This is a genomic window from Endozoicomonas sp. ONNA2, assembly GCF_024606365.1.
Classification (GTDB): domain Bacteria; phylum Pseudomonadota; class Gammaproteobacteria; order Pseudomonadales; family Endozoicomonadaceae; genus Endozoicomonas.
Genome location: NZ_JAHHPO010000848.1, coordinates 1 through 1,042, shown reverse-complemented (window position 1 = coordinate 1,042; position 1,042 = coordinate 1). Strand labels below are relative to the sequence as shown.

Sequence of the window (1,042 nt, the reverse complement as noted above, 5' to 3'; positions counted from 1 at the left end):
GTTTGGAGACCACCGGCATCATCTCTTTGGGCATGCTTTTGGTGGCTGGGAGAAAGCGGGTGCCGTAACCGGCGGCGGGGAATAGGCATTTTTTGAGCATGAATATAGATCGTTTGATTGTTGACAAATGGTGATTCTTCTACCATTTTATATGTACATAAGGCACACAATAACGGTATGAAAGTATTTAACTGGAACTGTGAAAAGAATGCCTGGCTCAAGGCTAATCGGGGTATTTCCTTTGAGGAGATCATTTTTCACATTGAACTGGGTGGTGAACTGGCCATTACTCATCATCCCAATCAATCCAAATACCCCGGACAGAAAATACCCATTGTCCAGGTTGAGGACTTTTTACAGGTTGAAGACTCTGTCTATCTGGTTCCTTTTGTGGAATCAGAAGATGAGATATTCCTGAAAACCATTATCCCCAGCCGTAAAGCCACAAAACAGTACCCGGGAGGCACCCCATGAAACCCAATGATCAAGAGTTACAGGAAGAACAGGATATTCTGGATGCTTTTGAAGCAGGAGCCCTGAAGCCTGTTGATAACCCCGAAGCCATGAAACTGGCCCATCAGCAGGCCGCTGGAAATACCTTCAAAAAGGATGCGCGTTTGAATATACGCCTGAGCAGCCGCACGCTCAGGGCTTTGCAGAAAATGGCTTTGGCAGAAGGGATACCCTATCAAACCATGATTGCCAGCGTGCTTCACAAGTATGCGGAAGGCCGTTTGGTTCCATCAGATAATGAAACCAGGGGGTAGGCATCCATCAGAATAACTAACCCTTGCTATATCAGGGCAACGGATACTGCTTCTCTATCAACCGCACACGATGCGGATAAAGCCCGGCAAGCCGCTGCTGACTGTCATCAAGCCTTGCCTGAACCGGCTCACTCAACCATCCACGATAATACCTGCCAAGGATGGTGGTGTTTTCCATCACGGTTTGTTCCCGGGGGCCAAGCTGGTCAGCACGAACCAATGCCTGTTCAAAAAGTGGGTCGATCAGCGAGCGTTGGGAGCGTGCCTGTGCATAA

The 1,042-nt window shown here is 48.4% G+C and carries 3 protein-coding genes and 1 pseudogene; 2 read left to right on the top strand and 2 right to left on the bottom strand.

What is annotated here, in order from left to right:
• A pseudogene (locus KDK14_RS15075) lies at nt 1–100 on the bottom strand (UTP--glucose-1-phosphate uridylyltransferase); the annotation flags it as partial.
• Nucleotides 101–177: 77 nt separating this feature from the next.
• On the opposite strand from KDK14_RS15075, the gene KDK14_RS15070 reads away from it, so the two are divergent.
• Nucleotides 178–474: a hypothetical protein gene (locus KDK14_RS15070; RefSeq protein ID WP_257265996.1), complete on the top strand. Its 297-nt coding sequence runs from the start codon at nt 178–180 to the stop codon at nt 472–474.
• On the top strand, nt 471–767 hold the full coding sequence (locus tag KDK14_RS15065) for an antitoxin (RefSeq protein WP_257265995.1): 297 nt from the start codon (nt 471–473) through the stop codon (nt 765–767). Before KDK14_RS15070 ends, KDK14_RS15065 begins: the two co-directional genes overlap by 4 nt.
• Before the next feature lie 31 nt (nt 768–798).
• Here KDK14_RS15065 and KDK14_RS15060 read toward each other — a convergent pair.
• Nucleotides 799–1,042, bottom strand: a 244-nt coding sequence (locus tag KDK14_RS15060) for a hypothetical protein (protein WP_257265994.1), incomplete at its 5' end; no start/stop codon positions are given.

Bases quoted from the DNA above. Each gene is read 5' to 3' on its own strand.
- KDK14_RS15065 (WP_257265995.1), top strand. From the start codon at position 471: ATGAAACCCAATGATCAAGAGTTACAGGAAGAACAGGATATTCTGGAT.
- KDK14_RS15070 (WP_257265996.1), top strand. From the start codon at position 178: ATGAAAGTATTTAACTGGAACTGTGAAAAGAATGCCTGGCTCAAGGCT.